Source organism: Vibrio sp. 2033, from assembly GCF_033339735.1.
In genome coordinates, this window is record NZ_JAWOVC010000001.1 from 601,459 (window position 1) to 627,057 (window position 25,599).

The window sequence follows — 25,599 nt, forward strand, 5'->3', positions numbered from 1 at the left end:
AAGGGTTCTAATTTCAACAATTAGTTGATTTTATAGAAAATTTAACAAATAGATCTTTTCAAAATATGCAAATTAAAATGCTCTTTCAAAACGAAAAATATGTAACAGAAAGTGAATTAAAAGGGACTACATTTTGAAGAATAGATCGAATCAATGATTTACTGAGAACACATACAAAACACAGTTCTTGGATTGAGCACAACCGCGGAATATGCAAAGGTCCGAACATTTCTGCTAAAGCTCAAAAAAACCATTGTTTATCTGACGTATTTAGGGTTACTCCGTGAGGATATTAGTCGTGATGTTGGCAGACAGGATGCTTACAAGTTTTCGAAGTTAACCAGTAGCACAGTGAACGATTCAGATTTTCTTGAGCGCCAAGGCAATAAAAAAGTTTGCTATTTTGCTTTCAAGAGACGCATTCAAGAAAATAATGCAACCTAGCCACAAAGTCTTGCTACATCTTCAGAAAAGAATGATGTTGCTAAACAAATCTGGTGCAGCATACACATAGAAGCTAAACTCGTTTAAGGAACTTTTTCATATCAATATGAGAAAACATAGATTTCTCAAAGTTACACAGACCATTCAACGATTAAACTAATGTTAGCGTACCGATACGTCCGAAAACTCCATGCATGAACCATTTAAAAGAGCCAAAATGTTCCAACCCAACTTCGCCTCAGTGGAGTGGCGAGTCGTTTCGCTCGCTCTCCTACTCTCTCTACCTCATACTGCTCATGCGGATCCACTAGATAAGGAAATTAGCAACCTTCTTCAACAACGTTTTTCTATCGCGGTGTTGCTGTCCGATACTGACGCAATTGCGTTTGGTATTGGCGACTTTGATCCGAATGCATTATTTGATACCGCCAACCCAGAGTTCGGGACTGACGAGTCAATCAATGAACGTCGAAGCAAATCCGTATATGTTCTCCCTTACACGACTAACTTTGACATAGAGGGCAGCGAGGATTTACATGAGCTGTCGTTTAAGGCATTTACGATACAAACAGAGAATGATCTCAAACTATTCGGCACAAGTAAGGATCTTCTCAAGGAAAGGACATACGGTGCATCGATTGGTTATGGGTATCGATACAAAGCAAGTGAAAACGTCACCCTTAGCACCAGAACGACGACTCACCTTATGCGTTATGAAAACTCATTCTCTACCGATAATAAACTTTCCTCCATCATTGGAAGAATCCTAGACGGCCGTGCCGTTAACGTTTCAGCATGGGCGGCAATAGTTCAACCATCCATCAAAGCCAAATACACGTCTCCCACAAGTTGGGGGAAATGGCATGCCAGTTCGACATTGAATTCATTCATTGGGCACAGCTGGGGAAGCGCAAATAACGGCAATATAGGCAACCCTAAAGGTTGGTACCTATCTAATGAAATCACCGGTTACTACAATATTTATCACGGTGAGCAAGCTTTATTTACTGGGATTAAAAGAGTCGACCTTTCGCATGATTTAAGCGACGAACTTGGAAGTCCGCATTACTACGAAGCTTCTATAGGATGGCTATTTTATGCACCAAAGCCCTTTGATTGGTTGGACAATTTCGGCATAGGCGTTAACTTCAACTACGGCTCGACTCTCAGAGGTGGCAGCATTCAACTTTACTACAACAAACAATAAAGCCGTCAGTACAGGAACCTGTTGGTAGCATATATAACAAGAAGAACTAGAAGACACAAAAGGAATGGCAGAGTTAGCGTCTTCGCAAACTTTTTCATGAGACTTGGGTTATCAAACACCACACCTTCCGCTTCTCTTACCCTTCGCTCTTCGTCAAAATGCCATTTAATGGCTAAGTAGGCTCCTATCCCTAATACAATAAGCTTAAAAGCTCCAGCAAAGTAAGGAAAGAAATTAGCCCAACTGTCGTTCATTATCCATCTCCATCAAATTCAATATCAGCTTTGCGGTGGCAGAATCCAAGATTCATGTAGAATGCCCCCCTCAAAGTCAGACTCTCTGGCTAGCGTCAGTCTACTGCTCGAGATAGCTGTCCACAACTCTCTTTACCATATCGGCATTTATTAATTATTTAATAAATAACAAGAAAGACACTAGCACACTTGCTGAAAAGTAAGTGTCAGTTTGGATTGAAACTCATCAGGAATCGAAAATGGTCCGCAGTCGACTTGCTGATCTAGTGAAAGCCGAATTACCTAGCTTTAAATCGTTCGCTAGTATAAAAATGTAGCCTATCGCACTTCTGGTCGAGTCCTAACAAACTTATGATGCATATGTCATTAGCGGTGCAATTTTAAGTTTATCAATTAGCTAAAGTTTCCCACCTTAACTGTCAGTAAGCTTGCTGTGTTTGAGATGATCTCGACATGACTAGTGTATAAATAGTATGGAGGTTCAAAGTGAAGGCAAGGCAAATTTCCTTACTAAAAATATTGTTTCTGTAATTTTATTTCAGGATTATCGAAACCATCATAAGGATAATTCGAACTAATCTTAATCCATGCTCCTTCAGTTACATTTGCTTTCTTTTACTCACTTCTCGCGACTATTAGTGGCATTTTGAGACAATTTCCTACACTCCTTTCTTTGTCTTAGTTGATATAAATCATGGTTAGAAGAAAACAGAATCACCTGTATTTCTCGATACATGAATCCAAACTGCCCGACTTTTCGTAACTAAATTACAGATAGACACGATTTTTAGTATGGCACGTTTTTGAGGAACCAAGATGTTAGATACCCTCATGCTGTCGCGGATCCAGTTCGCGGCCAATATCAGCTTTCACATTCTCTTCCCGACCATCACCATTGCGTTGGCATGGATGTTGGTGTTTTTCAAGTGGCGATATAACCGCACACAAGCCCCCGTATGGCTCGATGTTTATTACTTCTGGGTCAAGATATTCGCTCTCACTTTCGCCTTGGGTGTGGTATCCGGCATTACGATGAGTTTCCAGTTTGGTACCAACTGGCCAGGCTTTATGGAACGAGTCGGAAACGTAGCTGGACCATTGCTCGGATACGAAGTGATGACCGCCTTCTTTATGGAAGCCACCTTCCTGGGTGTAATGCTTTTTGGACGAGGACGAGTACCGGAATGGGTTCATACTCTCGCCACCGTTCTGGTTGCTGTTGGGACAAGTATGTCCGCATTTTGGATTCTGGTGCTTAACAGCTGGATGCACACACCAAGTGGCTATGAAGTGATTGACGGCATTGTTCATGTGACCAGTTGGAAAGAAGTCATTTTCAATCCTTCTTTACCGTACCGTCTTCTACACACGCTATTAGCATCGGCGCTGACTGCCAGCTTCTTGATTGCAGGTATCTCGGCTTATCAAATAATGAAAAAGCCAGATCATCGCTCAGCCAAACTTGGCCTAAAAGTCGCGTTGTTCGCGGCGGCTGGGTTCATCCCGGTACAAATCTTTGTCGGTGACCTTCACGGGTTAAACACGCTTGAACATCAACCTGCAAAAATTGCAGCGATGGAAGGTGTGTGGGAGACCGAGCAAGGCGCACCTCTTCTACTATTTGCGATGCCAAATGAAGAAACTCGCAGCAATGATTTTGAAGTGGGCATCCCTAAGTTGGCGAGTTTGATTCTTACGCATGACTTAGACGGGGAAATCCAGGGACTTAACGAGTTTGCGCCTGACCACCCGCCAGTGAAGCCCTTGTTCTTTGGTTTCCGCGTGATGGTTGGTGTAGGTGTCCTTATGCTGCTGGTTAGCTGGTATGGCGCGGTGAAGCTAGCACGCAAAAAAGCGCTACCTAAACCTTACCTGTACACAGTATTAGCCATGACGTTCTCTGGTTGGATAGCCACACTGGCGGGTTGGTATGTTACTGAGATTGGTCGACAACCTTGGTTGGTCAGCGGTGTATTGCGAACATCCGAAGCCGTCACCACGGTTACGAGCAGTAGCGTGATGACTTCGCTCATTATGTACTTAGCCATTTATGCTGCATTGCTGGTTGCGTACATCCATACCCTATTCTATTTGGCGCGCAAAGACGTTGCTGCCCATGAAGTCCCACTGACACAACAAGAGGCCTAATCATGCTCGACTATCTACCAGAAATTTATCTTCTGCTGCTTGGATTCTCAGTCTTTATGTATGCCGTGCTCGACGGCTACGACCTTGGTGTCGGTATCCTATTGCCAAGTGATAATGAAGCGCAACGTGATCGAATGATAGCGTCTATCGGCCCTTTCTGGGATGCGAATGAAACGTGGTTGGTGTTGGCCGTCGGTATTTTGTTGATTGCCTTTCCTACTGCTCATAGCTTGATCTTGACGGAGCTTTATATGCCTACTGCCATAATGCTTATCGCACTGATCATGCGTGGCGTAGCGTTCGACTTCCGAGCCAAAGCCAACTCGGATCATAAACCTCATTGGGATTGGTGCTTCCGAATTGGCTCACTAATCACCGCACTAACTCAGGGTTACATGGTGGGTCGTTACATCATGGGATTTGAACAATCAACCGAAGCATTTGGCTTTGCTTGGTTAAGCGCACTTTGTGTAGCGGCGGCGTACGTTTACATCGGTGGCGCATGGTTAGTACTAAAAACGGAAGGTGATTTGCAAATACGCTCGGCCCGTTGGTCTCGCCGTGCTGGTTGGTTAGCGGCCTTAGGAATTTTGGTGGTTAGCGTTGTAAACCCGATTGTAAATCAACAAGTTGCCTTGCGTTGGTTCAGCTTCCCAGAAATCTTGTTGCTTGCCCCAGTTCCGTTAATTGTATTGGCAACCATCTTCCTAGTTGATCGCTATTTGCGTCAGGTTCCAATGGTGAATGATCTGGGTGTGCGCTGGCCTTTCTTTGGTGTCACTGTCATTTTCGCGTTGAGCTTTCTCGGGCTTGCGTATAGCTTCTTCCCAGAAGTTGTGCCGGGATTAATGACCGCACAAGAAGCCGCCTCCTCGCCTGCGACGTTAATAATCGTGGGCTACGGTGTGATGATTGTTATGCCGGTGATATTGCTTTACACCTTTGTGGTATACCGGATCTTCAAAGGCAAAGCGACAGAACTTAGCTACAAGTAGGAAAGGGAATTCCTCAACAAAGCGCCGCTGCTCATGCGGCGTTTTTTTTGCAGTACTCAACGACTAAAGTATCTACCCAAGGCGACTGAGTGGGAACGCTGAGAGAATGTAGCGGCAGCCAGTAGTTTGTTCCTAACTAGAACGAGATAACCGTTTCTCAACTATAGCGATACAGGCACAAAAACAGAAAGAATATTTGATGTTACAGAAGGTAGACCGCCACTTTAAAACGCTTTGAGTATTTTTTGCGCTCAATGAGGTGCAAGTATACTTATGCTTTTTATGACTTGTGAACACTCAATTGCATGTTATGTTGCTGTTGAAATCGTACATGAAATAAGGACAAGAACATGAAGATAAGATGCAAAACGACGCAAAGCATTGAAAAATTTAACCCTGATGACCTCAATCCAAACACAGATCTCTTTGGTATGATTGCTGTTGTATTCGTGTTCATGGCTGTTTTGCTTAGCATCTAGTAGTGCTACGTTCATTCTTATGGCCGTATTCATACCTCATGTGATATGGGTGCTAAATTCTAGATTAAAGCGGATAGGCTAACCCGCACCAATCAGATTATGGCTGCCTCTGTATAGCATCTTCAATTTTGGCGTTGTATCGAGGTGAGATGTGAATAGTTGGCTTGTAGATAGAATGGCGCTTGCACCTTGAGCACTCTTGTGTACTTTCAATGACGCATTACTTTAGTGTAGATACGAAAAAAGGCCTGATAAATCAGACCTTTTAGAATGTGGCGGTGAGTGAGAGATTCGAACTCTCGATTGCAAGCTGCCAAGTATAAATCTTTTAATATCAATGATTTAAATATAATACATCTTTATGTTTTGTACCAGTTCTTTGTACTTCAAGGCAGCTCCAAAAACACTATGCAACATATTGAGCGGTAAACACTAAAATGGCACTATAGTCAGGTTCTCTGATCACGAGGTACTGTCTTTAATGAATAAGATTATTGCCTATGCCGATGAAAGCGGCATTACCAAAGGGTGCCCTTGCTACACAATTGGTATACTTACTATCCCTCAAAACTTTTTAAATGAGTTCAATACTCATATGGACAAGCTAATAGCAAGTAGTGGAATAAGGGGAGAATTGAAGTGGCAAAAGATACGGAAGAGTGCAGGAAAACTAAACTTATGTATAGATATTGCCAAGCTAGTTCTATCTGCACCCTGCTCATTTCATTGCATTGTAGTTAGAAAAGACCTTTATAGAAAATGGCATCAAAATGAAGAAGAGGCTTTTTTCACTACTTATGATTTTTTATTAGCCAACTCCCTAAAAAACAGAAAAAGTTTAGCCACTGTAAGAATGGATCAAAAAAGTACCTCTTACGCTAAGCAAGATGAAGTCGTTAAAATTATTAGTAACCACCTAATCAAAAAGCAAACCGGCACAACAGTAATAGAAGAGCTGAGTATGGAAGATTCCAAGCAGCACTTGGCGCTACAAGCTGTTGATATACTTACTGGAGCTGTAAATACTGGGCATTGGCTTTACATAGACAGTAACGCACAAATAGACCTTGCAAAGAAAATTGCCTGTAAAAGAATAGCTATGACACTTGGATGGGAAAAGCTTGTCCATGACACTATGCCAAACGACGAGTTCAACATTTGGCACTTTCCACAAGAATACAGAAACACTCCTTCAACACAAAAAGTAGCAATAGACCTTGATGTCCCCTCAGTTTCTCGTGAGCAATTTGAGCGGTGGACTGAGTTATATGGTTAGGAATACACGTTTTACCAGCTTTACAACACATTACGTACACCCTTAGCATAAATATCAATACACAAAACCAAGTAGGTCACCACCAAAGTATCAATTACTTATTGAGACAAAGTGTGTGCATACTGGAGCAACACTTAATGCCAAGAATAGAACCAACAAAAGAACAACTTAACGAGCACTTAATTACCCCACTAAAGAACTTCCAGTCCATAGATACTGAAGCTAGACGGGGTTTCATTTCAGAACTGTCAAAATCCATGGTTAAAACAGTATTCAGGGATAGTCCATTAGAAGACCTACACGCAGGTTTTTCAATTGATGAAGCAGAAACAGAGCAAGATGTCTCTAAGATAACTGACGATGAAATGAAGCATCTAATGATTTACACAACCAATCGTTTAGCAAAACTATTAGAAGACATCCTGAACGACCCTGAAAGCCTATACTTATTCCTTCTCAGTTACACCAACGAAAAATCCTTAAGCAATAAGAGTAAGGAAGAGCAGAGACAATTAGTTGACAAGGTTTTGAGATATGGAATAAAGCTAGCTCCTAGCTACTGGAACGACCCAGACTGGGAACTTATAGACGCGAAGAGACAAGAAGAAAACAAAAGAATACAAGAAATCATGACCATTGCGGATAACATGTCTCAAAAAGGATAGAGGTATTCTTAACAAACCGAAACAAATACCGCACCCATTAGGTATACCCAAACGACTACGGTCAAACCTTGATCAAACAGTACCCAATAGGGTTGAATTTGAATTGTGACCACAATAAAATTTCTAACATCTTAGAGTTAAACGGGTACACCTAATGGCACACATAGCTTATCTACGTGTTTCGACCACAAACCAAAATACAGACCGTCAACTTACAGATTCTGGTATCACCTTTGATAAGAGCTTTACAGATAAATGCAGTGGTGGCTCAACTAAACGACCAGCATTAGAAGCTCTTAAAGACTACGTTCGAGAAGGAGATACAATCCACGTTCATAGCATCGACCGCCTAGCGCGTAATTTGGTTGATTTAAAGCAGCTAATAAACGACTGGACTAACCAAGGTGTTAGCGTGAGATTCCACAAGGAAAACCTAAGCTTTAATGCTGGTGGAAGCGATCATATGTCTGAGCTCATGCTGAACATGCTAGGAGCTGTAGCTCAATTCGAGTTAGCAATGATTCAGGAAAGACGTCAGGAAGGCATTGAGAAAGCTAAAGCAGCAGGGAAATATAAAGGTAGACCAACTAACACAACTAACCACCAGCGTATCGCTGAGCTACGTTCACAAGGAATGTCTTTAAGGAAAATAGCAGCTCAAGTAGGAGTCTCTCTTTCAACAGTACAAAGAGCTCTATCAACAAACCTCAAGTAAGTAAAAATCAAAAAACCAAGCGCACATATTGTGTAAAAATAGCTGGGCAGTGCAATCGTGATGGATTCGCATTACCCCGAACCCTCCCCCCTCCTAGGGTTCTAATCAAACCAAAAAGAGAAACATTAATAATCAGTCATAGACCTACAGGTACATAACACACTATGAATCAATTCATGGCAGATAGCAGATTTGCGTATTTAGACCCTCGAACTCTCATACTCGATCCCGCGATGCAAGCCCGTGACGTTGAACTCATAAAAGACAAACGAGTACGTTCAGCGCAAGAGATTAAGCAAGAGAGTCAAAGCAAGGAGATTCTTGAAGACCTTCGTAATGGACAGCCTATAAGGCAGCCTATCACTGTTTTTGTGGTTGATGATAAGTATTACGTAGTGGATGGTTTCCACCGCACTGGAGCTTGTTTGAAGTACCTTGAAGAAAACCCCGATGCTGAATTGATGATTAACTCGTTGATCATAGAAAACCGTACTTACGCTGAGGCATTCTCAGCAGCCCAAGATGTCAATCAAGCGCATGGGGTTGGAGTTACTAAAGATGAAGTAATGCAAGCTCAGTTTCGCAAGCTAATTGTTAACCGAGAGTTTGACCTAAGCGTCTCTCAAGTATGTGAGCTTGTTGGATGTAGTCGTGGTCAGGCTGCACACATTGCTAACGGCTTAAAAGCTTGTAAAGAAGCATTAGGGACTGACATCGAGATGAACGACTTAGAGAGCTTTGTTGAAGGCCTCCAGTTTGGCTTGGAGTCACGTTATTACCTACCCCAAAGCTGCTGGGACTCTAAGGGGTTTCCGAAGATTAGACGCCTCTCAGATGCTTTTAAGGGCAAAGATAATATATCTGACAAAGATGATGAGCAGTGGGAGCAAAAGCAAATTAAAGACGTCTCAAATAGCATCAGCCGCCTCATTGAGTTCTTTGGAGAGGATATCTTCAGGGAAGGTTTAAGAAAGGTCACTAGGGGATCTCAATTAGGTATCTCGATATCTCAACGGAGTAAGTGGCTGGAACAAGCTGGGACTATCGAAGGGAGTATTCAAGATAAAAATAGTGGAAATAAAGCCCCTAACGTAACCGAAAACTACGACTTTTAGAAATAACATCGCGAGCTCGTAAGCCTTATACCACAAGGCCTACGGGCTATTTAAGACCAAAGTGTACACGTGTGAACAGTGGGGAGACTTTAGGTGTGCACAACAGTGTAAATACATTAACTAAAAGCTACCAAAGACGTGGGACAGCCAACCTAGGCAAACAGTCTATTGCTTTCTTCTTAGCCTTCATATCAACCGTACCGTATGCTGCACCGATATTAGCCGGAGCGTGACCAGTGATAGCATCACTAACAGAATCAACCACTCCTAGACCACGCAAAACTGTTCTCAAAGAGTGCCTAAACGAGTGTGATGGCTGCTTGGTTATGCCTACCGTCTTGACCTGTTTACTCCACCACTTACCAATAGCACCAGACCTTTTACCGTGTTTGTTTGGCTTGTGCTCAGGGAATAGAAACTCTCCACAGGACGCCACATAATCCAAAAAGCCTAAATCAATGAGGTGCTCATGAATCGGTACTTGTCGAACAGACTTAACGTTTTTTACGTTCTGCTCTTCACCCTCACGAACATAAATAAAGTGAATATCTTCGTCTGATCGTTGTATATCTGAACTTCTGAGTTGAACCATTTCTTCAATCCGAGAACCCGTATACCTGCATAGAAGAGGCACCCAATAACAAGCCATGCCATAAGGCTTACTAGCAGTGACATCAGTGAATATATCTAGCTTAAATAACTGATTGATCTCACTAGGAGTAAAACCTTTAGCTTCCGCTACCGCAGACTTATTCTGTACTTTAGGAAGTGTTACGCCTTTGTACGGGTTGACGTCTATCAGACCAAGCTCAACAGCATAGCCAAATACAGGAGAAGTCTTTCTGAGAATAGTCTTAACGGTTGAAGGAGATATTGTCTCAAGCCCTTTTGTTTTAACAAGCTCAAGCTGCTCAGGTACTGATTTGTTTCTAATCTCTTTAGCTTTAGACTTAGGCAATTGTAACAGGGTATCTTTGTATTTTGAGATATGACCTCTCGTTACATCAGCAACATCTAGATCCCCTATTATCTCTATAAGACGCTCTATCTGAGACTCAACCTCTGCCAAGGATTGAGAAGCTTTGCCATTAATAGATGCAGACTCAAGGTAACGCTTCAATAGGCTCGAAATGGAGTTCTGAGATGGTTTCAAAGCCCTAGACGGTATCTTATCAGGCTTAGACACTGAAAGGGACTCACTAGCGATTGGAGTGGTCACTGGCTCATACCCAAAGTCTCGCTTGTGACGAGCCAAACAGAGAGACTCAACTCGACGGGCGTAATCGTAAAAAGCGTAAACCAAACGTCTATATGAAGCGCTTGTCTCACATACAACTAAACCTTCTATGTTTAGCTGTTCTTCAATGAAATCTTTCAAGCCTTCCAAAAGCTCTTGATATTCCTCTTCAGTAGCTTTTGACGCATCTAGACCACTAAACTCAAATGTGTCAGATAAGCCGAATACGTGGAGACGCTTATCGCCCTCAACGCCATACCATTCATATCGAAGATAGCAATCATAGTTACCATTACCATCAACCTCATCTTTGACACGCAGATACCAACGCTCGGCAATGATCGCGCAATCACGGACATTAAGCTCAATATCAGATGAATTAGATAGCTTTAAATTAGCGAAGTCGATTTGCTTGAGCGCATCATCAAGATGCTGAGGAAATCGCTGCTTTGCTTCAGAAAGGTTTTTCGTTTGAAGAGATTTCTTGAAGACTGTCTTACCGATTATAGGAACCAGCTTTTTTGGGACAGCCATTCTAAAGTAGTAAACACCAGTCTGAGGATGCTTATAAGGACTTGCCATGATGTTCGACATTGTACCTACTCTTTGTACCAGTAGGCAGCTTACATTAAAGCACCAAACCCCTGTATTATAAGAAGTTCTTACACTACAAGGGCTTATAGAATGTGGCGGTGAGTGAGAGATTCGAACTCTCGATACGTTGCCGTATACACACTTTCCAGGCGTGCTCCTTCAGCCACTCGGACAACTCACCGAATCAAATTTTGGTTAGCATCATTGGCTAACGAGGCGCTAATTTAATGATTATGTGCCTGATGGTCAAGGCTAAACATAAAAAAAAGCGCCCTTTTCGAATCGATTGCTCACTAAGTAACTAAATTGAGCAAAACTGGGGCATTTACATGCTTTGAGAATAACCGGGAACACGGAACCAACGGCGGCACATGTCCAAGAAGTACCCATACAACACACCCATGCCACAAGAAATAACAGCGTTACTTGCCACTGCGGTCACAATTTGATCTGTAGACGCGCCAACTGCGAATAAAATACCCGCATAAACTGGAGATTGAAATAGTACATAAGCGACCAGATCAGAGATGTTCTTCATAAAGGAAGACGGTGACACCTTACTACCTTGATGCAGCACCCAATCACGAAAAACCCCATACGGCCAAGCAATGGCGATATTCACTGGAATCGATAGCGTACGCGATGCTAGAGATTGCTCAAATGTCATCCCTGAAATCAAAATCTCGACAATCATCCCTGTGATAAAGCAAAAAACAACCATAGCAAAGGTATCCGCTGCGGCGTGACGAATACAAAATGGTCCACGAGACTTCATTTACAAAACCCTTAAAATCAAACACTGCAATTAATAAAAATAATAAAACTATTAACCACTAAAAAGACATCAAGCCAGTTAATGATGCAATTAGAACACACACAAACTAGCTTATGGTTCTGTATTTAAAATTAAGTTGTAAATTTATAACCAACTTTTAAAGTAAAAGTAGTTTTTTTCACCAATGGCGAGTAAAAACGCCTAAAATCACGTAAAAATGGTACAAAAACACGGATTTCACTTACATAAAAAGGGGTTACGATAATTATTTTGACGTAAAGTTAGAACAAAACTCGGACTGTAAACAGTCACTCCTATAGCTTATGCTACCAAGCTGCGAAAATTCAGAGTATTACCAATATAGTCACAGTAGAAGGTCTTGCTGTTTTACTCGTAAAAGTAAAACTGCAAGCCTGTTCATTGCGGGTTAGAAGAGTTTGTGACGAAGCTGGATGACGTATGAATAGTAAGAACAATTCACAGTTGCGCCATATTGATTCAGTTATGGTGAGGCCAGCAAAATCGTTAATGTATCGATATCATCTTGGTCTGGGGATTGCTGACGCTTTAAGTTACTTCTTATCCGTTCAGCGACTGAAGAAACGTCGTCACTGAGTTCAAGGGGAGCCTCCGCAATGATCGCTGAAATAGCCTCAAGTGCTTCATTAAGATGTCCATTATCTAGAGCGACATAGAAGTTGAGTAACCACTTTTCAGCATTAAAGCTATCTGCTGCATTTCCATCAAAGTCCGATTGGTACTGATATAACTGTGTCGCATGAAGATACAGTGCATCATTTAATTCAGACTCCACTATTGGTTTCGCTATTATGTGGTCTGCTCCTACATTAATCATACGTTCTTGTGTTTCTTTGAACACATCCGCTGTACAGCCAAAAATCAGTACCGACTTAGCAGGTGAACTCATTGCTCGAATGGCTGATATGGCCCCAACGCCATCTAGAACAGGCATATGATTATCCATCAGTATCAAATCAAATGGTTTGATCGCAACCTCATCGACTGCAAGCTGACCATTTTCGACACTTGTGCACTCAAAGCCCTTGGCTCGGAGGAAAGTTTCCATAATGATCGCATTTGTTCGGTTGTCTTCAACAATGAGTGCTTTCAACCCTTTACAGTTCAATTTATGTGTATTGATTGACTCTACTTTACCTGGCTTGCAAGGTGTAAGGGCAATTTCGACAGTAAAAGTCGTTCCAGCGTCCTCCTGACTCTCTACAACCACTTGCCCACCCATATGTTCCGCGATTTCTTTGACTATTGCTAAACCAAGCCCTGTACCACCAAACCGCCTAGTCGTTGATGACTCCGCTTGCTCAAAAGGACGAAAAATGCGTTTTTGTGCCTCTTTTGAAATACCAATTCCTGTATCTTTTACCTTTAGTATCAGCTTGGTGCCTGCCTTACTCGATTTCTCGGCTAGCTCTACCTCTACGATGCCACGATCGGTGAACTTAACAGCGTTATTGAGTAGATTGAACAGTACTTGACGCAAACGGGCTTTGTCATTGTTGTACCAACGACCCGTTGGTAAATGCGAGACGACTCTAAAGCGAAGACCTTTTTCTGCACATAGAGTTTGATAAACACTCTTGATACTGCCGATAATCGACTCAATTGGGAAAGGCTTATTTTCAAACTCAACATGCCCTTGTTCAATTTTTGAGTAATCTAAAATCTCATTGAGTAATGTCATCATGTGATCACCTGAATCATAAAGTGTTCTCAGGTGCTTACGCTGCTCATCGGTAAGTGGTGTTTTTAACAGTATCTGGGCAGTTCCTAGTACACCGTTCATTGGTGTGCGAATCTCGTGGGACAATGTGGCTAAGAATGCCGTTTTAGCGTTTGTCGAAGCCTGAGCTTTTATTCTCTCCTGCTCTAAATAGATCGTCTTTTCATTGAACTTCTCGATAAGCTGTCCGATTTCGTCATCGCTATCGTAGTCAATATCTATGATCCCACCAGTTTTCGAGTCATCAATCTTAGCGGCAATGCGAACAATTGGTTCAACAATATAGCGATTCAGTAAGTAGTAACCGACCAAGACACACAAGAGCAAAAATGGAATGATCCTCCCCTCAACGCTCATCACTTGTTCAAACACTTGATCGGCGACTTTAGCTTTTGCGTTGACAACTTCCATGCGCCAATCGAACTCTCCGAAATCAAGCTCGCTGACATAAATTTCGTCCGTCAGTTGAAAGTTGTGCTCAATAATCACGTTTGAGTCAGCATCGCGAACCACTACCCCCAAAGAATGCTGGTTCGTGTGCTCTCGAATAAACTGAAAAAGTGCATCAAGTGATAGGTCTACCGTTACAACTCCAGCGAATCGACCGTTTTGGTAGTACGGAGAAGACGCGGTAATCATCTGGACCTGAGTAAAGGTATCGATGTAAACCGTAGACCAACTAACAGAACCTACCGGAGCATCGGCGGCAGCGACATACCAGGGTTCATTATCATAACCGCCAGATTCGGGGTTATTGTAGGAGTGAATTTGGTCAATACCACTATCACTGTTTTTATTGAAGAATAGACTTTTATATCTCCATTGTTCTGCTTTGAGTTCGGGTTTAGGCCATACGCCACCACTAACAAGCATCTTGTCACTCAATTGAAGTATATGTGGAATTATTGTGTTGAGAGATTGAATATTTTCAGTCCCTTGGGCTAGCCCTACTAAGCTGCTCAATACACCTGTAGAACTGAGGAGGGGCTCTTTTATCTCAAGAGCCAGGAGTTGGGTACGTAACTCTAGGTTTTGCTCTAGCTTTTGTCTAACCGGTGGCTCAACAACCAAATAGGCGACAGAACCGATAGTGGCGATAAAGAAGCACAGGTAAAGTGTTAGGGCGAGAATGCTTTTTTTTCTAAGTGATGAGCGAATTTCCATAGATGTGTGAATCATTCCCTAATATCGATTTATCACTAATTGATTGGTAAGATGAGCGCAATCAACCAGCCCATTAACAAATGGTATTCTATTTTGAAACTACAAGACATCCTTTCTCTCCCAGAACTTGACGGTAAACTACTAAACCTAGCAAAAACTCAAGGCTTTGTAACAGCGATGGCTGCAGCGCCAAACGTATTAATGCCTCAAGAGTGGTTGCCATTCTTATGGGGTGGAGAAGAAACAGCGCCATTTACTGACGGTGAGCAACTAGAGCAATACATTGACGAGATTGTACAAATGTGGAACCAAACTCGTCCCGCTCTCCTAGAAGGCACTTGGCAGTGGCCTGCAGGGTGCGCGCTAGATGAGCAAGACATTGTAACAAGTCAGGCTCGCGATTTCTGTGAAGGTGTATTACAAGGCTGGCAACTTGCGCGTGATGACTGGGAAACGTTGATGCCTGAGGATAGCGAAGATAATGCCCTACTCGGTGGTGTTTTACTTTCTCTTACTATGCTTTACGACCCAGAAACGACCATTGAAACATTGGCCGAACAAGGTATGGAAGGCTTAGAGCAGTTTGAGGAAATCTTCAATGCAATGCCAGTGATGTTATGCGGTCTTACCCAGCGCGGTGTTGCATTAGCTGAAGAACAATAGACGCAACGCTGTCGACCATCAAGATTGAACGGCTGAATAGACAAAAAGCTCTCCAAATGGAGAGCTTTTTTGATCATGTTAAAATTACATGTGGAATATACCGCGCCATATCTTGAGTCACTAAGCTACTGTCTTCCCTAATCGAAATACCGGCAGCTCTATCATTGACCAACCAACTGCCAATTAACGTATGGTTTTGCCCAAACTTAGGTAGTGGATGGTATTGCTGGACGATATTGAATTGAGATTCATAAGGCCCTGACGTTTTAACAAAACGTTTTCCATCGATGACGATCTCGATGTTCGCGCCCTCTCGAGAAAATAGTGGCTTGATGACATAATCTCTCATAGTGTTCGCTTTTGAATCGTTAGCAAAATAAGCGAGCAAAAGGTTCGGGTGGTTAGGAAAGCGCTCCCACAATAACGGTAAAAGTGCTTTATTGGATAGAATCGACTTCCACATCGGTTCTAACCAGTTTACGTTCGCAGTCGCTAAGTACTTCGCATATTCCTCTTCAAACATAAACTCCCAAGGGTAAAGCTTAAACATCCAACGAATCGCTCTGTCGTCAGCATCCACAAACAGACCATCTTCCGTCACTCCAATATCTTCGACATGCACGAATGCCGTTGCTAACCCTGCCTCTCGCGCGCAATCCTCTAAATACTGGACAGTCCCTTTATCTTCTTCAGTGTACTTGCAGCAGCTAAAGTGAAGTGTTTGTCCTGGTTGGTATTTTGCTATTTCGGCAAAGCGCTCGATCAAAAAGTCTTGAAGAATATTGAATTGATCCGCGCTCTGGTGAACTCGACCTTTATTTACAACATCTTCTAGCCACACCCACTGCCAAAAGCCAGTTTCAAACAAGCTGGTTGGCGTATCCGCATTGTTTTCCAGTAATTTTGCTGGCGAGGTCCCGTTGTACGCGAAATCCAGCCGCGAATAAAGCGAAGGTTCGCTTCGTCTCCATGAAGAAGCGACCTGCTCCCACATAGATTCAGGGATCGCACATTGCGTCAGCAACCGCTCACTCCGAACGACTTCATCCACAATAGCCAGGCACATCTGATGCAGCTCTTCAGTGGGCGCTTCTATATCGCGCTCAATTTGCTCCAGCGTGAATTGATAGTAAGCACTCTCATCCCAATACGGTTGGTCATACATGGTATGGAAACCAAAACCAAACTGGCGTGCTAATTCACGCCAGTTTTCGCGCTCTTGTATTTCTCGTCGAAACATAGTGCTTTTTAACCGCCTCGACTGACCGACACCGCTTTACCAAACCCGCCTCGAGACATCGCCCTGCCAATGGTGCCGCCACCACGTTTGTTAAGGCTATTCGTCGCGACTTTGGTCGGCTGATTTCGGTAGGAGCCAAAGAATTGTCCTGCTCCATTATAGAATTTGGATTTATAACGGTACATCGGCTCTGAGTAATAGCTCTTGTTATAACCTTTCAACCCGCTTAATGAGCGACTGTAAAAAAAACCGCCAAAGTTAGGTACATAAGCTCGGGAACTGGAACTGTAGTAACAATCATCCTCGTAGAAATCATTCTCGCATTCGAACTCGCTGCGGTAGCGAGGGGCATTTTGTTCGGCACGAGCTAAAGCTTCTTGGTATGCAATGTCACACTGTTCACTAAACTCAGGCGAGTTAGATTTACACTCATCGGCATCAGAAAAAATGTACCCTTCTGTTTTTGACTCGTACGTAGCAAAGAAGAAAATACCACCAAAGGCAGCAAAGGGAAGAATTTTCCCAAGCTTTAAGCTTTTGTCCATGGAAGAACGTTTAACGTTAGAACTCCGCTTCATCGTTCCTCCTAGTAAGTCATGCAAGCGGCATTCAATACGCCGACCGAAACAGAAACTGCTGCTAATACGATACCGGCTGGCAGTTCATCTTTTTCGATACGCTCTGCCACTTTCGGAAGTAAAATAAAGCGTACAATTGCAAATGCGATAATTTGAGCAAGCATTGCGACAACGCCCCAAACCATAAAATCGACGATATTGACTGAGTTTTTTGCCGCCCCCGAAATCGCGAGACAGTAACCAAGGAAAGCCCCACTTAGCGCAATCGCTGCTGCTGTATTTTGTTTTTCTTTAATCAGATGCCACTCATCGTATGGCGTCAACTTGACGTAGATGAACTTAAACGCCAATACAAAAATAATAGAAACAGAGAAATAGAGTAAAAAGTTTGGGAAGCCTGCTAACAGGCCGGCAATCATGTGCATTATTGTTCCTTGTTCATTTCTTTCCAGGCAAAATCTTCAATACGTTCATCTGCAATGTAAAACAGCTTGGTACTCGCGGGTACTTCAGCATCTAAATCTGGGTTGAGTTGAATACCATCGCCAATATCAAAAGCAATCAGCGTGGCATGATGGCGTCTTTTGAGAAAAACGAAGAGATTCTCAATAGTGGTGGCAGACTGCCCCTCAGGATAAATAACTGAGTATTGCGTCATACCTCGTGTTGAAGCCAAAAGCTCCTGATGAAGCGCACTTGAGCCCGGGTCAACCGCCGCTTTTGCCAACATTTCTGCGCCAACAGCAGGTATGCATTCCGCTTTCGGGCAATGCTGACTTAGAAGTCGGCCTAGCGCTTCATCTTTAAAGTAAGCGACCAAATGAGCGGAAGGGTTTACAGATGCGCAGTATAGAGCGGCTGACAAGGTAATGTCGTCCGAGAGATTATCCACAATAATGCAAGCGGCTTCGGCAATATTGGCGTTTTTCATCTCTTGCGAATCGGTATAACTGGTCACTTTGATAAAACTGATTTCGCCAGGTAACGGGTTCTCTATTTCTGAACGGCTGCATAAAACAATCGGGCGCTTTCCCTCTTCTTCATGTTGTAACATGCGAATAAGGTGCATCGTTCTCGATCCATTCCAGCCCAACAATACAATATGGTTTTCCACTCTTACTCTCCGTTTTCCTAAAATACCCGCTCGCCAATAGTCCATCGCTGCTCCAGCGACACGCCCCAATAATGCGGCGAATAAGCTCAAACCGCCGGGGATTACAAATAGTACGACAACCCATTTACCCATATCTGTTACTGGAGAATGGTCGCCATAACCCACCGTACTCGCCGTAACCATGAGGTAATAGATAAAGTTAGCGAAACTGTCTGTTAATGCTGTTTCACCAGCGAGAACCAGCAGCCACCATGAAAGGCTCACATATAAGCCACTAAAGATGAGAAGGCTTCGGTTGCTCAATTTAAAAAGGTGGGAACTAAGCCACTTTTTAACTACTAACCACACCGCCATAAATTTATGACCTCGATATTCATTGATTGCATCAATAGTAACTCATTGATAGTAAGACACAAAAAAACCAGCCATATTCGGCTGGTTTTTGAGATTTACTTTCAGTTACGCCTACTTTTTAAGCATTACCTTTCACTTGCATATTTAGCTGCTCAGCAAAATCTAGCATGCGGTTAAGCGGTATAAGGGATTTAACACGCAGTTCTTCGTTAACAAAAATCTCGTGCTCTTCACCACCTTCACTAAGCGCTTTCTCAATTGCTTTCAAACCGTTCATTGCCATCCAAGGACAGTGTGCACAGCTGCGACATGTTGCGCCTGCACCTGCGGTTGGCGCTTCGATAAGTTCTTTCTCTGGCACAAGTTGCTGCATTTTAAAGAAAATACCTTTATCTGTCGCAACGATCATTTGTTTGTGAGGAAGCTCTTTCGCTGCTTTGATCAGTTGACTAGTTGATCCAACAGCATCGGCAAGTTCTACGACGCTTGCTGGTGACTCAGGGTGAACCAAAATAGCCGCATCTGGATACACGCTCTTCATTTTTCGTAGCGCATCAGCAGAGAACTCATCATGAACCACACACTCACCCTGCCAAAGCAGCATATCTGCGCCAGTTTTGTTAGCGATGTACGATCCTAGGTGACGGTCTGGTCCCCAAATAATTGGCTTATCTTCAGCGTCTAAGTGTTCCACGATTTCAAGCGCAATACTCGATGTAACGACCCAGTCGGCACGGGCTTTAACCGCTGCTGAGGTGTTTGCGTAAACTACAACCGTATGATCAGGGTGAGCATCACAAAACTCGCTGAACTTATCCGCTGGACAGCCAAGGTCGAGCGAACATTCCGCTTCCAACGTTGGCATTAGAATGCGCTTTTCTGGTGTCAGAATTTTGGCCGACTCGCCCATAAAGCGAACACCACCAATAATCAATGTACTTGCAGGGTGACGATTACCAAACTTCGCCATTTCCAACGAGTCACCAACAAACCCGCCAGTGTCTTCTGCTAGGGCTTGAATCTCAGGGTCGGTATAGTAGTGCGCGATAAGTACCGCATCTTTTTCTTTGAGTAACTTTTTAATACGCTCAATGTAAGATGCTTTTTCTTCTTCGCTTAATGGAACTGGTTTCGGTGGGAATGGGTAAACAGTGTCGATTTTATCTAATATATGGCTCATTGCTCTTGCTCTACGCAACTTCCTTTAATCCGAGTATTGTAACCTCGTTAATTTTCAAAAACCAACTTGTCGCGGGGATTTCTAGCGGTCTAGCCGTATATCTTTGTTACAGGTAGCATTTCCGAGTAGCGAAATTCGGTGCAACATAAGGTCAGAGGCTCTGCATCATTGCTATCAACTTAGCCGTTCTGCACCAACAGAAAATGGAAAAGAAAAAGGAAGCCGAGGCTTCCTTTTCAAAACATAACGTCTTACAGCTTAGAGCTGGCAAGTTTTGCAGATGCACTACCTGGGTATTCATCAACCACTTGTTGGTAGTACTTTTTCGCTTGAGCTGCATTGTTATTACGCTCAGCGATTTCGCCTAACTTAAGCAACGCATCGGCTCGCTTGTTGGAGTCTTTATAAGACACAACAGCGGCAAAACTTTTCACTGCATCCTCATCCTGCTTTTTAGCGAAGTACAACTGACCTAACCAGTAGTGAGAATTCGCTGAATATGTAGAATCAGGATAATCTTTCTGGAACTGCTGGAACGCTGTAATTGCGCCAGTGTAATCACGCTTTTTGAGAATGAGGTCAACTGCATTCTGATATGCCGTTTGCTCATCAACATTTGGAGTGTACTGGCCACCTGTTTTCACAGGTTGTGCTTCTTGTGCAGGTGTGGATTTTATCTCTCCACGAACACGATCCAGCTCGACAAACAACTCTCGTTGACGTTGCAACATTTGCTTCATTTCGTAGCTATTTCGCTCTAATTGACCACGTAATTCACTGATCTCTTGTGACATTTGGTCAATTTGCTGTTGCATTTGGAGCTGAACGCGATTGCGGTTTTGTAGCAAGCGCTCTAGACGCTCTACTTCCGTTTCAGATGAACGGCTCTTAGAGACGGATGATGTGCTGTTGAGATCGGATACTGGAGCTGGTGCAGCGAACGCAAAGTTCGCTGCACTTGCCAGTAACGTAAGCGCAACAGCGCGCTTAGTGTTACTGAACATGAGGATTACCTCGAATTAGTATACTAGAACCGCGCGACGGTTCTTAGCGTAAACTTCATCTGATTGACCTAGAAGAAGTGGCTTCTCTTCACCGTAGCTAACGATTGAGATTTGGTCAGCTTGAACACCTAGTGCTTGTAGGTAGTTCGCTACTGCTTGTGCACGACGCTCACCTAGAGCGATGTTGTACTCAGGAGTACCACGCTCATCAGCGTGACCTTCGATAGTTACGTTAAGTGCTGGGTTCTTGCTTAGGTAAGAAGCGTGAGCCGCTAGCATCTCTTCGTAATCTGCTGCAATTGTTGAGTTGTCAAAAGCAAAGTAGATTGTTTGAGTTTCACGTAGCGCTTGCTCTTTTAGCTCTTGCTCTGTCAACTGACCGCTTTGATCAATTGGCGTAGCTACTGTTGTTTCCACTGCGCCATTGTTGTTTGTTGCTGCACCAGTGTTAGAAGCAGCGTCGTCGCTTGAACTACACGCTGTAACAGCCATTACAGGAAGCGCGATTAGTAGCCCTTTTAGAACCTTGTTCAGTTGCATCTTATTTTCCTTTATTAATCAAACTTATTACTACAAAAACGGTGACCATGCAGGCGCTCGAACACGCCCATTTGTTGCCGGTAATCTAGCTTTGAATCGACCATCAATTGACACCATCGATAGTACGTTTTTCTTGTTGTAAATCGAGCTATACACAACCATGCCACCGTTTGGGGCAATACTAGGAGACTCATCAAGCAAGGTCTTAGTTAAGACTTGAAGAGCACCAGTTTCCAAATCTTGTTTCGCCAAATTAAATCCTGCGTTGCTGCGGTTCACCATAACTAGGAATCGCCCATCAGGAGTAATCTGACCACCCAAATTTTGGCTGCCTTGCCAAGTCAAACGGTCAATAGAACCGCTGCCCAAATTTACTTGATAAATCTGTGGTTTACCACCCCTATCCGATGTGAAAATCAACGATTTTCCATCCGGATGCCAGAACGGTTCCGTATTATTTGATCTGCCACGCGTAATTTGCGTCAGCTTACGAGTGTTAAGGTCAAACGTATAAACATGAAGCGAGCCTGTTTTAGAAAGAACAATCGCTAACTTATTGCCATCTGGCGAAAATCTTGGCGCACCATTGTGACGTGGGTATGAAGTAATTTTCTCACGTTCACCGGTGTAGATGTTCATGATGAAGATTTCTGCTTGGCCATTTTGGAAGCTAACATATGCAAGCTTTTTACCATCGGGTGACCACGCTGGTGACATTAATGGTTGCTTAGAGCGTAAAACCAGACGCTCATTGTAGCCATCGTAATCAGCGACTCGAAGTTGGTAAGGGAAACGGTCTTTATCGTTCACTACCACATATGCGATACGAGTCATGAAAGCGCCACGGTCGCCAGTTAACTGCTCATACACCAAATCAGAGATACGGTGAGCGTACTCACGCATACGAGGCCCTTGAACAGTGGCTACTTTATTGAACAGCACATGATCTTTTGACAGGACTAATTCACCGTCACTACCAAGCGCCTTACTCTTCCCACCTGTTAACTGACCACGCACAATATCAACAAGTTGATAGTTGATAACGTAGTCACCTTGGTCGTTTTGCTTGATTGAACCAGTCAATAGCGCATCCACACCTAAATTGGTCCAAGCATCAAAATTAACTTCTGATTCACTGAACGGTGTTTGTGGCATTTTGCTCGTTGGAACTGGGCTGAATTTACCACTACGTTGTAAATCCGAGGCGATAACAGCAGAAACATCCGTTGGAAGCGCTTGTGTGCCCTCCCACTTAAACGGAACAACAGCAATTGGTCGTGCTGAATCAATACCATCGGTAATGACCAACTCTAATGCGGCATTCGCCACATTTGTCATACTGCTAAACAGTACAAACATTCCTAGTAAAAGGCGTCTAATCACGTCTTATTCCTTATTCTAGTATTCAACGGTTAAGTTGATATCTCTAACTTTATCAATAACATCTCTATCTTTAGGCATCGGAAAGTTGCCAACTTGGGCTACTGCACTTTTGGCTGCACTACAAAGACGAGAGTCACCGTTTAACACAGTAACATTACTCACAATACCATCAGTCCCAGTTGGAACTAGCTTCACATTAAGCCTACACGACTTTCCCACAAGATAATCGTCCTTAATGATACGACTCTCTATCAATTGTTTGTAAATTGCACCATAGCGGTCAACTTCAGATTGCACATGTTGATTTTTCGCTTGCTGATTCTGTTCTGACTCACTCTCGAGACCCGCAAAAATATCATCTAACGCGGCTTCTTGAGCTTTACGCTCACGCTCGGCACGCTCAGCTGCTTCTCTCGCTTTACGCTCTCGCTCCGCTGCCTCTTTTGCCGCTTTCTCTTTTGCAATGCGCTCTTGTTCAGCTTTTTCAGCAGCTTCACGCTCACGACGTGCTTTTTCTTCCGCTTCTTTTGCTGCTTTTTCACGAGCTAAACGTTCTTGCTCAGCTTTTGCTATAGCCGCTTCTTTTGCTAAACGCTCCTGCTCAGCTTTACGCACGGCTTCTTCTTTTGCCTTGCGCTCTTTTTCTAGCTTAGCAGCTCGCTCTTTTTCTTTGCGAACACGTTCTTCTTCCTGCTTGCGCTCTTGCTCTTTTTTCTTACGTGCAGCTTCTGCTTCTCGTGCCGCTTGAGCATCTTTCGCTTGCTGCTCTTTCAACTTGCGAATTTGCTCTTCTTCAGCTTTGCGGTTTTTTTCTAGCTGCTCTGCTTCGCGTCTCAGTTTATCAAGACGCTCTTGTTCTTTTTTCGCTGCCTTTTCGCGTTGCTGGCGAATTTCTTTCGCTTGTTGCTGCACAAGTTTTGGATCGATGACAACAGCTTGAACCATTTGCCCTGTAGGCTCTGGTTTAGACATGTTGAAGTCCGTCCCCCAAAGCAGGGCTGCAACTAGAATTGCATGCAAACCAACCGATATTGCTATCGGTTTGGCGTATTGGTTGGGTTTCTTCTTGTGATCTTTCATAGATAATTGATGTCTATTCCCTGATATCGGTCATTAGACCTACCTTAGGGATACCAGCTCGACTTAGTTCATCTAGCAATAGAACAACATCGGCATATGGTGTTGCCGCGTCGCCACCTACCGCAACTGGTGAATCCGGCTTAACCTCTCGCTCCGCTTTCACTCGCACAATAACATCTTGCAACGACAAACCTCGCTGAACTTCTTCATCATTTACGCTTAGGCCTAAATTACCCTCGCTATCAATTTCGATGATAATAAAGCTACTGTCAGTCTCGCCAGCAAGGTCTTGCATAGATTCTGCGGTCGATGTTTTCGGAAGATCAACGTCGACGCCTTGAGTCACAAATGGAGCGGTCGCCATAAAAATGATCAACAGTACGAGCATTACGTCGATATACGGAACAACGTTGATCTCCGCTGTCATTTTTCGCTTTTTAGGTTGATAACCCGCCATGCTTTATTCCTTATCCGCGCTGTCTCGGCCAGCCATCGCTTGACGATGAAGGATGCTGTGGAATTCTTCAGAAAATGTTGCGTAAGTGTGCTCTAGTTTACTCACTTTATTGCTTAGGCGGTTGTACGCCATTACTGCCGGAATAGCCGCAAATAGCCCCATCGCTGTCGCGATAAGTGCCTCGGCGATACCCGGTGCAACCATAGACAACGTAGCTTGCTTTACTTCACCCAGCGCAATAAAGGCGTGCATGATGCCCCAAACGGTACCAAATAGGCCGATATAAGGGCTTATAGAACCGACTGTTGCCAAAAACGGTAAGCTTGTTTCTAGCTCATCTACTTCACGAGAAACAGCAACGCGCATTGCGCGGCCAGTGCCTTCCATGATGTAAGCTGGTGAATTTGCGTTGCTCTTACGTAGGCGAGCAAACTCTGTAAAACCTGCGTAGAAGATTTCTTCTGTGCCTTCAATTTCGTCTTTACGCGCTTTTACTTTTTGGTAAAGCTGAGAAAGATCAGTACCCGACCAAAATTTGTCTTCAAACTGCTCTGCATTTTTTGATGCTTGAGAAAGCACTTTGCTGCGCTTGATGATCATTGCCCATGACACAATTGACATTCCAAGCAACGTCAGCATCACAAGCTTTACCAACAGACTGGCCTGAAGAAAGAGATCTAAAATGGAAATATCAGCAGTCACTATTTGTTAGCTCCGAATTTATAAAGGTTGGAATAGCTATTGGTTTCATTTTCTTATTATCGATACATGCTACCTTAACCGAGGCCTTGCACAATATCTTGCCTTGATCATTGACCAACTCTTGACAGAATTGCAGAGAAGCACGTTTTATTTCTGACACTCGGGTTACGACTGTCAGATGCTCGTCCAGCCTAGCCCCTTGGTTGAAATCGATATCCATGTGTCGGACAACAAAGCCGATATTTTGTTCCAGTAACACATGTTGAGAAATGCCTTTAGCACGTAACATCTCTGTCCGTGCGCGCTCAAAGAATTTTAGATAATTAGAATGATATACAACACCGCCCGCATCAGTGTCTTCATAGTACACGGTGATCGGCCAGTGAAAGAGATTTGATGTGCCTTGCAAGGGAGTACCAATATATTCAATTCTTTAAAGTAATTACTATAACTGAAGCGACAGCAATTGGTACCGAG

25 protein-coding genes and 1 tRNA gene are annotated in these 25,599 nt (G+C 43.4%); 9 read left to right on the plus strand and 17 right to left on the minus strand.

What is annotated here, in order from left to right; all coding sequences use genetic code 11:
- Window positions 1-661: 661 nt before the first annotated feature.
- The gene (locus R7P74_RS02685; RefSeq protein ID WP_262634205.1) at window positions 662-1,651 is read left to right on the plus strand and encodes a Solitary outer membrane autotransporter beta-barrel domain; all 990 of its coding nucleotides are present in this window, start codon (window positions 662-664) and stop codon (window positions 1,649-1,651) included.
- Window positions 1,652-1,656: 5 nt separating this feature from the next.
- On the opposite strand, the gene R7P74_RS02690 is transcribed toward R7P74_RS02685, so the two are convergent.
- Window positions 1,657-1,905: a hypothetical protein gene (locus tag R7P74_RS02690; RefSeq protein WP_033905060.1), complete on the minus strand. Its 249-nt coding sequence runs from the start codon at window positions 1,903-1,905 to the stop codon at window positions 1,657-1,659.
- Window positions 1,906-2,721: 816 nt separating this feature from the next.
- Between R7P74_RS02690 and R7P74_RS02695 the strand changes: the two genes are divergently transcribed.
- The 7 genes from R7P74_RS02695 (at window position 2,722) to R7P74_RS02725 (ending at window position 9,298) form a co-directional block, all read left to right on the plus strand.
- A complete protein-coding gene (locus R7P74_RS02695) occupies window positions 2,722-4,053 on the plus strand; it encodes a cytochrome ubiquinol oxidase subunit I (protein WP_215810634.1) in 1,332 nt (443 codons plus the stop codon).
- Window positions 4,054-4,055: 2 nt separating this feature from the next.
- A complete protein-coding gene (locus R7P74_RS02700; RefSeq protein ID WP_053307466.1) occupies window positions 4,056-5,048 on the plus strand; it encodes a cytochrome d ubiquinol oxidase subunit II in 993 nt (330 codons plus the stop codon).
- A 350-nt stretch (window positions 5,049-5,398) separates the two neighbouring features.
- The gene (locus R7P74_RS02705) at window positions 5,399-5,527 is read left to right on the plus strand and encodes a hypothetical protein (protein ID WP_017635045.1); all 129 of its coding nucleotides are present in this window, start codon (window positions 5,399-5,401) and stop codon (window positions 5,525-5,527) included.
- A 481-nt stretch (window positions 5,528-6,008) separates the two neighbouring features.
- On the plus strand, window positions 6,009-6,803 hold the full coding sequence (locus R7P74_RS02710; protein ID WP_140317414.1) for a DUF3800 domain-containing protein: 795 nt from the start codon (window positions 6,009-6,011) through the stop codon (window positions 6,801-6,803).
- Between the two features lie 137 nt (window positions 6,804-6,940).
- Complete coding sequence (locus R7P74_RS02715; RefSeq protein ID WP_140317415.1) at window positions 6,941-7,468, plus strand: hypothetical protein; 528 nt, start codon at window positions 6,941-6,943, stop codon at window positions 7,466-7,468.
- Window positions 7,469-7,622: 154 nt separating this feature from the next.
- The gene (locus tag R7P74_RS02720; protein WP_025789109.1) at window positions 7,623-8,183 is read left to right on the plus strand and encodes a recombinase family protein; all 561 of its coding nucleotides are present in this window, start codon (window positions 7,623-7,625) and stop codon (window positions 8,181-8,183) included.
- A 176-nt stretch (window positions 8,184-8,359) separates the two neighbouring features.
- Window positions 8,360-9,298, plus strand: a complete 939-nt coding sequence (locus R7P74_RS02725; RefSeq protein WP_224723833.1) for a hypothetical protein — start codon at window positions 8,360-8,362, stop codon at window positions 9,296-9,298.
- Between the two features lie 127 nt (window positions 9,299-9,425).
- On the opposite strand, the gene R7P74_RS02730 is transcribed toward R7P74_RS02725, so the two are convergent.
- The 4 genes from R7P74_RS02730 to R7P74_RS02745 form a co-directional block, all read right to left on the minus strand.
- Window positions 9,426-11,129 (minus strand): site-specific integrase, encoded by a 1,704-nt coding sequence (locus tag R7P74_RS02730; protein WP_025789108.1) that lies wholly within the window; start codon window positions 11,127-11,129, stop codon window positions 9,426-9,428.
- Between the two features lie 93 nt (window positions 11,130-11,222).
- A tRNA-Ser gene (locus R7P74_RS02735) sits at window positions 11,223-11,310 on the minus strand.
- Between the two features lie 144 nt (window positions 11,311-11,454).
- On the minus strand, window positions 11,455-11,904 hold the full coding sequence (locus R7P74_RS02740) for an L-alanine exporter AlaE (RefSeq protein ID WP_005378276.1): 450 nt from the start codon (window positions 11,902-11,904) through the stop codon (window positions 11,455-11,457).
- Between the two features lie 502 nt (window positions 11,905-12,406).
- Window positions 12,407-14,827, minus strand: coding sequence for a hybrid sensor histidine kinase/response regulator (locus R7P74_RS02745; RefSeq protein WP_033905057.1), 2,421 nt, complete (start codon window positions 14,825-14,827; stop codon window positions 12,407-12,409).
- Window positions 14,828-14,878: 51 nt separating this feature from the next.
- Between R7P74_RS02745 and R7P74_RS02750 the strand changes: the two genes are divergently transcribed.
- Entirely contained in the window at window positions 14,879-15,490 is a 612-nt protein-coding gene (locus R7P74_RS02750) for a YecA/YgfB family protein (protein WP_005378278.1), read from the plus strand.
- Window positions 15,491-15,563: 73 nt separating this feature from the next.
- On the opposite strand, the gene R7P74_RS02755 is transcribed toward R7P74_RS02750, so the two are convergent.
- The 12 genes from R7P74_RS02755 to ybgC all read right to left on the minus strand — a co-directional run bounded on the left by R7P74_RS02755 (window position 15,564) and on the right by ybgC (window position 25,531).
- Window positions 15,564-16,730, minus strand: coding sequence for a glutathionylspermidine synthase family protein (locus tag R7P74_RS02755; RefSeq protein WP_318122667.1), 1,167 nt, complete (start codon window positions 16,728-16,730; stop codon window positions 15,564-15,566).
- A gap of 8 nt (window positions 16,731-16,738) precedes the next feature.
- Window positions 16,739-17,308, minus strand: coding sequence for a DUF1190 domain-containing protein (locus R7P74_RS02760; RefSeq protein ID WP_025766906.1), 570 nt, complete (start codon window positions 17,306-17,308; stop codon window positions 16,739-16,741).
- Window positions 17,309-17,316: 8 nt separating this feature from the next.
- Window positions 17,317-17,733 carry a DUF350 domain-containing protein gene (locus R7P74_RS02765; protein WP_005378281.1) on the minus strand — a complete coding sequence of 139 codons (417 nt, stop codon included), beginning with the start codon at window positions 17,731-17,733 and terminating at the stop codon, window positions 17,317-17,319.
- Window positions 17,733-18,776, minus strand: a complete 1,044-nt coding sequence (locus tag R7P74_RS02770) for a potassium channel protein (protein WP_017820047.1) — start codon at window positions 18,774-18,776, stop codon at window positions 17,733-17,735. Before R7P74_RS02770 ends, R7P74_RS02765 begins: the two co-directional genes overlap by 1 nt.
- A gap of 118 nt (window positions 18,777-18,894) precedes the next feature.
- Window positions 18,895-19,956, minus strand: coding sequence for a quinolinate synthase NadA (gene nadA, locus R7P74_RS02775; protein ID WP_042522106.1), 1,062 nt, complete (start codon window positions 19,954-19,956; stop codon window positions 18,895-18,897).
- Window positions 19,957-20,207: 251 nt separating this feature from the next.
- On the minus strand, window positions 20,208-20,960 hold the full coding sequence (gene ybgF / locus R7P74_RS02780) for a tol-pal system protein YbgF (RefSeq protein ID WP_318122669.1): 753 nt from the start codon (window positions 20,958-20,960) through the stop codon (window positions 20,208-20,210).
- A 15-nt stretch (window positions 20,961-20,975) separates the two neighbouring features.
- Entirely contained in the window at window positions 20,976-21,500 is a 525-nt protein-coding gene (gene pal, locus R7P74_RS02785) for a peptidoglycan-associated lipoprotein Pal (RefSeq protein ID WP_005378293.1), read from the minus strand.
- 30 nt (window positions 21,501-21,530) lie between these two features.
- Complete coding sequence (gene tolB, locus R7P74_RS02790; protein ID WP_005387925.1) at window positions 21,531-22,883, minus strand: Tol-Pal system beta propeller repeat protein TolB; 1,353 nt, start codon at window positions 22,881-22,883, stop codon at window positions 21,531-21,533.
- Between the two features lie 15 nt (window positions 22,884-22,898).
- Window positions 22,899-23,963: a cell envelope integrity protein TolA gene (gene tolA / locus R7P74_RS02795; RefSeq protein ID WP_053303231.1), complete on the minus strand. Its 1,065-nt coding sequence runs from the start codon at window positions 23,961-23,963 to the stop codon at window positions 22,899-22,901.
- Between the two features lie 13 nt (window positions 23,964-23,976).
- Window positions 23,977-24,420, minus strand: coding sequence for an ExbD/TolR family protein (locus R7P74_RS02800; protein ID WP_005378298.1), 444 nt, complete (start codon window positions 24,418-24,420; stop codon window positions 23,977-23,979).
- A gap of 3 nt (window positions 24,421-24,423) precedes the next feature.
- Entirely contained in the window at window positions 24,424-25,122 is a 699-nt protein-coding gene (gene tolQ / locus R7P74_RS02805; protein ID WP_005378301.1) for a protein TolQ, read from the minus strand.
- Window positions 25,112-25,531 (minus strand): tol-pal system-associated acyl-CoA thioesterase, encoded by a 420-nt coding sequence (gene ybgC / locus R7P74_RS02810; RefSeq protein ID WP_017820044.1) that lies wholly within the window; start codon window positions 25,529-25,531, stop codon window positions 25,112-25,114. The genes tolQ and ybgC overlap by 11 nt, the downstream gene beginning before the upstream one ends.
- Window positions 25,532-25,599: the final 68 nt, after the last annotated feature.